A 6592-nucleotide genomic window follows, 5' to 3' on the forward strand; every position below is an offset into this window, starting at 1 on the left:
AATCACGTTTATTCTGTTTTTCAGGCAATTAATGATAAAAAAACCGCCGGGCGTTCCGGCGGCGGCGGTGCTCAGTCAAAACGGACATCAATTACCTGATAAAAACTATTGGCGGTATTTGCAATTTCCCATACGCCGTATATCACCTGATAACCGGTACGTTCAGGGATGTCACACTGATGAGAAAGGATTGCCGGCGGCTCGCTCGCTCTTCCGTCATGAACACAGAACGGCTCCGGTTCAAAGGAATTACGGGTCAGCGGAGTGTGACTATCCCAGTCCGGACGGGTAATGTAATACCGCCAGTTACGGGTTTTGTGGGTGGCGGTATAGCTCCAGACAAATTCCGTTTTTCCTGCCTGAACCGGTATTTTATGCCAGTCATCACCCGGCATATCCAGTGGCAGGAAGCGGGGAATACCGGCACTGGCGAGATGACCGTCCGGCGGGAAATTACCAGCGGGAAAACCGGAAAGCGCTTCAATACTCTGAGGCTCCCATTGCGCGGAACCACACATTTTGGCGGGGTTATTGCCCGCTTTGCAGTTTTCAGAACGGCTGGCCGGGCTGGTGATATACCCATGAGCGAGAACAGATGTGGTGAACAGCATAGTAATAAAGGGGATGATTATGTGTTTTTTTTGCATGATTGATCTCCTGTTGTGTGTCCCGGAGAGCATAACGATGCGGGTGTATTATCCGAATTTCATATACCGGCAGGTCAGTTACGGAAAACAGAACATTAAACAGGGTCAGCGGCGTGTGATCGTTTGTGCGGTCTGTATTTTTCGAAGTGAATCCATTCAGCTATAAGCCATTCAATCAGTTAGTTTTTTATTTAACATATTCATAAGCGAAACGTTTCGATCACCATCACAATTTTCATCGTTGAATATTGTGTTTTCTTGTGTTTTTTCTACCATATATCAAAAGCGAAACGTTTCGCTCAGGAGGATTTTATGAAGAAAGGGGCTTTACTTAACAGTGATGTTTCCGCCGTTATCTCGCGTCTGGGTCATACGGATCATATCACTATCGCCGATGCCGGGTTGCCAATCCCGCCTGCCACGCCGCGTATTGATCTTGCGTTAACCCAGGGTGTGCCTGATTTTATGTCTGTGTTTAAGGTTGTGACACAGGAGATGCAGGTAGAAGCCGCGCTGATGGCTGAAGATATTCAGACCCGTAACAGTGAGTTGCATGATGCGATTGTGGCGCATTTGAAAGCGCTGGAGTTACAGCAGGGCAATGTAATTCAGATTCAATATGTGACTCATGCTTCTTTTAAATTACAGACACAAAATAGTCGTGCGGTGATCCGTACTGGTGAATGTACGCCGTTCGCCAATGTCATGTTGTTCTCCGGCGTCACGTTCTGAGGTGGCTATGGAACCGTTACTTGAACTGAAAGGCATTGATAAAGCATTCCCGGGTGTGAAAGCTTTATCGGGTGCCGCTTTGCGGGTATATCCCGGTAAAGTGATGGCGCTGGTCGGGGAAAACGGTGCCGGAAAATCCACTATGATGAAAGTGCTGACCGGGATCTATAAAAAAGACGCCGGTCAGGTTCTGTTTCTGGGACAAGAATGTCAGTTTACGGGACCAAAATCGTCTCAGGAAGCCGGTATCGGGATTATCCATCAGGAACTGAACCTTATTCCTGAGCTGACGATCGCTGAAAATATTTTTCTGGGGCGTGAGTTTACCCGGGCATTCGGCGCGATTGACTGGAAAAAAATGTATGCCGAAGCTGATAAATTACTGGCCCGTCTGAATCTGCGCTACAGCAGCCACCGGCTGGTGGCTGATCTCTCTATCGGTGATCAACAGATGGTTGAGATTGCCAAAGTGCTCAGTTTTGAGTCAAAAGTTATCATCATGGATGAACCGACGGACGCGCTGACTGATACTGAAACGGAATCTCTCTTCAGTGTTATCCGTGAACTGCGTGAGCAGGGCTGCGGCATTGTGTATATCTCCCACCGGTTGAAAGAAATTTTCGAGATTTGCGATGATGTAACGGTTTTCCGTGACGGGCAGTTTATCGGTGAAAAACCCGTTTCTGAACTGACAGAAGATACCCTGATTGAAATGATGGTCGGGCGCAAACTGGAAGAGCAGTATCCGCGCCTGAATTTACCGCGCGGCAAAGAGAAGCTGGTGGTGAAGAATCTGAGCGGGCACGATGTGCATGATGTCAGCTTCACTCTGCATGAAAATGAGATCCTTGGTATCTCCGGGCTGATGGGCGCCGGGCGCACAGAACTGATGAAAATCATTTACGGTGCATTGCCGAAAACCGGCGGAACCGTGACTCTCGACGGCAAAACCTGTCAGATTTCATCGCCTAAAGCAGGGTTGGATAACGGCATCGTGTATATCTCCGAAGACCGCAAACGTGATGGTCTGGTGCTGGGTATGTCGGTGAAAGAAAATATGTCCCTGACCGCACTGCCGTATTTCAGCAGTAAAACCGGGCGGCTTAATCATAAAGAAGAGCATCTGACTGTTGGCGATTTTATTCAGTTGTTCAATATCAAAACCCCGGGTATGGATCAGACTATTGGCTTCTTATCCGGCGGGAATCAGCAGAAAGTGGCGATTGCCCGCGGATTAATGACCCGGCCGAAAGTCCTTATCCTCGATGAACCGACACGCGGTGTGGATGTCGGGGCAAAAAAAGAAATTTATCAGCTGATTAATAAATTTAAAGAAGAAGGACTGAGCATCATTCTTATCTCTTCGGAAATGCCGGAAGTGATGGGTATGAGTGATCGCATCCTGGTTATGCATGAGGGACGGATAAGCGGTGAGTTTGCGGCCGACCAGGTCTCTCAGGAAGCATTAATGGCCGCGGCAGTCGGCAAACAATATGGCGCAGGGCAGGAGTAAGATATGCGTACAGAGTCAACCCCGGCGTCTAAGCGCTGGTTTACCAAAGAATGGCTGCTTGAGCAGAAATCACTGATCGCATTATTTATCCTGATTTTTGTTGTCTCAATGATCAGCCCGACCTTTTTTACGCTCAACAATATGTTCAATATTCTTCAGCAGACATCGGTTAACGCCATTATGGCGGTGGGAATGACGCTGGTTATCCTGACTTCCGGGATTGACCTGTCTGTCGGCTCTCTGCTGGCACTGACCGGCGCAGTTGCAGCGTCTATGGTCGGCGCGGATGTGAATGCGATTGTGGCAGTATTTGGTGCACTGGCGCTGGGGGCGGCAATCGGTGGTGTCACCGGGATAATAGTTGCCAAGGGAAAAGTACAGGCATTTATTGCCACTCTGGTGATGATGTTGTTACTGCGCGGTGTAACCCGTGTATATACTGACGGCAGTCCGGTCAGTACCGGTTTCAGTGATAATGCAGATGTATTCAGTTGGCTGGGTATTGGTCGCCTGTTCGGGATACCCGCACCGGTCTGGCTGATGATTGTTGTTTTCGCCGGCGCCTGGTATCTGCTTAACCATACCCGTCTCGGACGTCATATCTATGCGCTGGGCGGTAATGAATCTGCCACCCGGCTGTCCGGTATCAGTGTCGATAAAATCAAAATTATTGTTTACGCATTGTGTGGTCTGCTGGCGGCATTAGCCAGTGTGATTGAAGTGGCGCGTTTATCCTCTGCACAGCCAATGGCCGGGAATGGTTATGAGCTGGATGCCATTGCGGCAGTCGTTTTGGGCGGCACCAGTCTTGCCGGTGGGAAAGGACGCATCATGGGCACCCTTATCGGGGCGCTGATTTTAGGTTTTCTGAATAACGCGCTGAATCTGCTGGGGATTTCATCAAATTACCAGATGATTGTCAAAGCCGTTGTGATTTTGCTGGCTGTACTCGTTGATAATAAAAGCAGTAAATAATCTATTTACCCGATCCTACAGGAACTGATATATGAAACTGAAAAAGATTGCGACCCTGTTATCTGTTGTTGCGCTGAGTGCTACTATCAGTGCAAATGCGCTGGCAAAAGAGTCAATTGCCCTGGTTATCTCTACTCTGAACAACCCGTTCTTTGTCACGATGAAAGACAGTGCGCAGAAAGAAGCCAACAAACTGGGTTATGACCTGATCGTACTGGATTCTATGGATAATCCGGCGAAAGAGCTGGCAAACGTACAGGATCTGACAGTCAAAGGCACCAAACTGATGCTTATCAACCCGACAGATTCTGATGCAGTCGGTAATGCGGTTCTGATGGCAAACAAAGCAAATATCCCGGTTATCACTTTAGATCGTGTTGCCAACAAAGGTGAAGTTGTCAGTCACGTCGCCTCTGATAACGTTCTCGGCGGCAAACTGGCCGGTGATTTTATTGCCCGTAAAGCCGGTAATGATGCAAAAGTTATTCAGCTGGAAGGGATCACCGGAACCTCTGCCTCCCGTGAGCGCGGAGAAGGCTTTAAACAAGCGGTTACAGAACACAAAATGAATGTCCTGGCGAGCCAGCCTGCTGATTTTGACCGCACCAAAGGTCTGAATGTGATGCAGAACCTGCTGACAGCGCACCCGGCTGTTCAGGCGGTATTTGCACAGAATGATGAAATGGCATTAGGTGCGCAGCGCGCATTACAGACAGCCGGTCGTGATGATGTGCTGGTGGTGGGTTTTGACGGCACAGCCGATGGTATTAAAGCTGTGAAAAGCGGCAAATTAAGTGCAACCGTTGCACAGCGCCCTGACCAGATTGGTATTATCGGTATTCAGACCGCAGACAAAATTTTGAAAGGTGAGAAAACAGATAAAACAATCCCGGTTGAATTAGAACTGATTGTAAAAGACTAACTGTATTTCCCCGGCACGCATCATGTGTGCCGGGGCGTATCGTACCGGCAGTATTGTAAGCCATAAGGAAATAAAGGTAATGACAACATCCCGTCTGACAGTTCTCGGTAGTATTAATGTCGATCACATTATGAATATTGCGCAGTTTCCGGCACCCGGCGAAACGGTGATCGGGAAGCAATACCAGACAGCATTCGGCGGCAAGGGCGCAAACCAGGCGGTTGCCTGCGGGCGCAGTGGTGCTGATATTACCTTTATTGCCTGTGTGGGTGATGATGCTATCGGTGCAGAGATCCTCGCACAATTAAAGCATGACCGCGTTCATACTGCGGCGATCAGCGTGATACCGGAAACCACTACCGGTGTTGCGATGATTTTTGTTAACGGTGAAGGCGAAAACGTCATTGGGATCAGTGCAGGTGCTAATGCCGCACTGACGCCTGCACGTTTCTTGCCGTATCAGATGATAGTGGCACAGTCGGATGCATTGCTGATGCAGCTTGAATCTCCGCTGGAGACAGTAATAGCAGCGGCTGAAATCGCGAAAAAAAATCAGACAAAAGTTATCTTAAACCCTGCACCTGCGCGTGAATTACCTGACAGCCTGCTGAGCCTGGTTGATGTCATCACGCCGAATGAAACCGAAGCAGAAAAACTGACCGGGATTTCAGTCAGTGATGAAACCGGGGCGGCGAAAGCGGCACAAGTGCTGCATGACAAAGGTATTGAACAGGTACTTATCACTCTGGGCAGCCGGGGTGTCTGGCTGAGTATTAACGGTGAAGGGCGTTGCATCCCGGGCTTTAAAGTTAATGCAGTCGATACGATTGCGGCAGGTGATACATTTAATGGTGCTTATGTGACTGCGCTGCTGGAAGGTAAACCGGCGGATGACGCAGTGCGTTTTGCTCATGCTGCTGCTGCAATATCAGTCACACGGCGTGGCGCTCAGCCTTCAGTGCCATGGCGCAAAGAAATTGATGCTTTTTTAGCAGCGCGTGGTTAAGACTGTGGCGACAATGAAAGATGTGGCGCGGCTGGCGGGCGTTTCGACCTCAACAGTTTCCCACGTTATTAATAACAATCGTTTTGTCAGTGATGGTGTGCGCAAGAAAGTCGATGATGCCATCACTGAACTGAATTACGCCCCGTCTGCACTTGCACGCAGTTTGAAAATGAACCGCACCCAAACAATCGGTATGCTGGTCACCACCAGTAATAACCCATTCTATGCAGAAGTTGTCCGTGGTGTTGAGCGTAGCTGCTATGAACGGGGTTACAGCCTTATCCTCTGTAATACGGAAGGGGATCACCAGCGGATGAACAGCAGCCTGGAAACGCTGCTACAAAAGCGGGTCGATGGCTTACTGCTGATGTGTACGGAAACCCGGGGACCGTCTCCGGATGTCTTCAGCCGCTATCCGCGCATCCCTATGGTGATGATGGATTGGTCACCGTTTGAATACGGCGGCGATATTATTCAGGACAATTCATTTCTCGGCGGTGAAATTGCCACGAATCATTTAATTGAAAATGGATTTACCCATATCGCCTGTATTGCCGGTCCGCTGGATAAATCGCCCGCGAAATCCCGGCTGGAGGGTTTTTACTGCGCAATGTCACAGGCCGGACTGAATGTGCCCGCAGAGTATGTGCTGGAAAGTGATTTTGAGTTCAGTGGCGGTTTTACCGCCATGAACAAGCTGTTATCACTACCGGTATTGCCGCAGGCCGTTTTCGCCGGAAATGATGCAATGGCGGTCGGGGCATATCAGGCTATATATCAGAAAGGGCTGCGTGTCC

The 6592-nt window shown here is 49.3% G+C and carries 7 protein-coding genes; 6 read left to right on the forward strand and 1 reads right to left on the reverse strand.

Annotated features, from left to right (window positions below; genetic code table 11):
* Positions 1-71: 71 nt before the first annotated feature.
* On the reverse strand, positions 72-647 hold the full coding sequence (locus ACMHKJ_RS13835) for a lytic polysaccharide monooxygenase (RefSeq protein WP_413494762.1): 576 nt from the start codon (positions 645-647) through the stop codon (positions 72-74).
* Positions 648-959: 312 nt separating this feature from the next.
* Between ACMHKJ_RS13835 and rbsD the strand changes: the two genes are divergently transcribed.
* From rbsD to ACMHKJ_RS13865, 6 genes are all read left to right on the forward strand, one after another.
* Positions 960-1379 (forward strand): D-ribose pyranase, encoded by a 420-nt coding sequence (gene rbsD / locus ACMHKJ_RS13840; protein WP_067368957.1) that lies wholly within the window; start codon positions 960-962, stop codon positions 1377-1379.
* Positions 1380-1386: 7 nt separating this feature from the next.
* Positions 1387-2892, forward strand: a complete 1506-nt coding sequence (gene rbsA / locus ACMHKJ_RS13845) for a ribose ABC transporter ATP-binding protein RbsA (RefSeq protein WP_067368955.1) — start codon at positions 1387-1389, stop codon at positions 2890-2892.
* A 3-nt stretch (positions 2893-2895) separates the two neighbouring features.
* On the forward strand, positions 2896-3867 hold the full coding sequence (gene rbsC, locus ACMHKJ_RS13850) for a ribose ABC transporter permease (protein ID WP_067368953.1): 972 nt from the start codon (positions 2896-2898) through the stop codon (positions 3865-3867).
* Positions 3868-3898: 31 nt separating this feature from the next.
* On the forward strand, positions 3899-4789 hold the full coding sequence (rbsB, locus tag ACMHKJ_RS13855; protein ID WP_413494764.1) for a ribose ABC transporter substrate-binding protein RbsB: 891 nt from the start codon (positions 3899-3901) through the stop codon (positions 4787-4789).
* A 79-nt stretch (positions 4790-4868) separates the two neighbouring features.
* Complete coding sequence (gene rbsK, locus ACMHKJ_RS13860; protein ID WP_413494765.1) at positions 4869-5795, forward strand: ribokinase; 927 nt, start codon at positions 4869-4871, stop codon at positions 5793-5795.
* 13 nt (positions 5796-5808) lie between these two features.
* On the forward strand, positions 5809-6592 hold a 784-nt coding region (locus ACMHKJ_RS13865), incomplete at its 3' end, for a LacI family DNA-binding transcriptional regulator (protein ID WP_413494772.1).

Source organism: Morganella psychrotolerans (assembly GCF_965118875.1).
GTDB lineage: Bacteria > Pseudomonadota > Gammaproteobacteria > Enterobacterales > Enterobacteriaceae > Morganella > Morganella psychrotolerans_C.

What these genes read in the sequence shown, in the direction of transcription:
- ACMHKJ_RS13835 (WP_413494762.1), bottom strand. Translation starts at nt 647, where the DNA reads ATGCAAAAAAAACACATAATCATCCCCTTTATTACTATGCTGTTCACC.
- rbsD (WP_067368957.1), top strand. Translation starts at nt 960, where the DNA reads ATGAAGAAAGGGGCTTTACTTAACAGTGATGTTTCCGCCGTTATCTCG.
- rbsA (WP_067368955.1), top strand. Translation starts at nt 1,387, where the DNA reads ATGGAACCGTTACTTGAACTGAAAGGCATTGATAAAGCATTCCCGGGT.
- rbsC (WP_067368953.1), top strand. Translation starts at nt 2,896, where the DNA reads ATGCGTACAGAGTCAACCCCGGCGTCTAAGCGCTGGTTTACCAAAGAA.
- rbsB (WP_413494764.1), top strand. Translation starts at nt 3,899, where the DNA reads ATGAAACTGAAAAAGATTGCGACCCTGTTATCTGTTGTTGCGCTGAGT.
- rbsK (WP_413494765.1), top strand. Translation starts at nt 4,869, where the DNA reads ATGACAACATCCCGTCTGACAGTTCTCGGTAGTATTAATGTCGATCAC.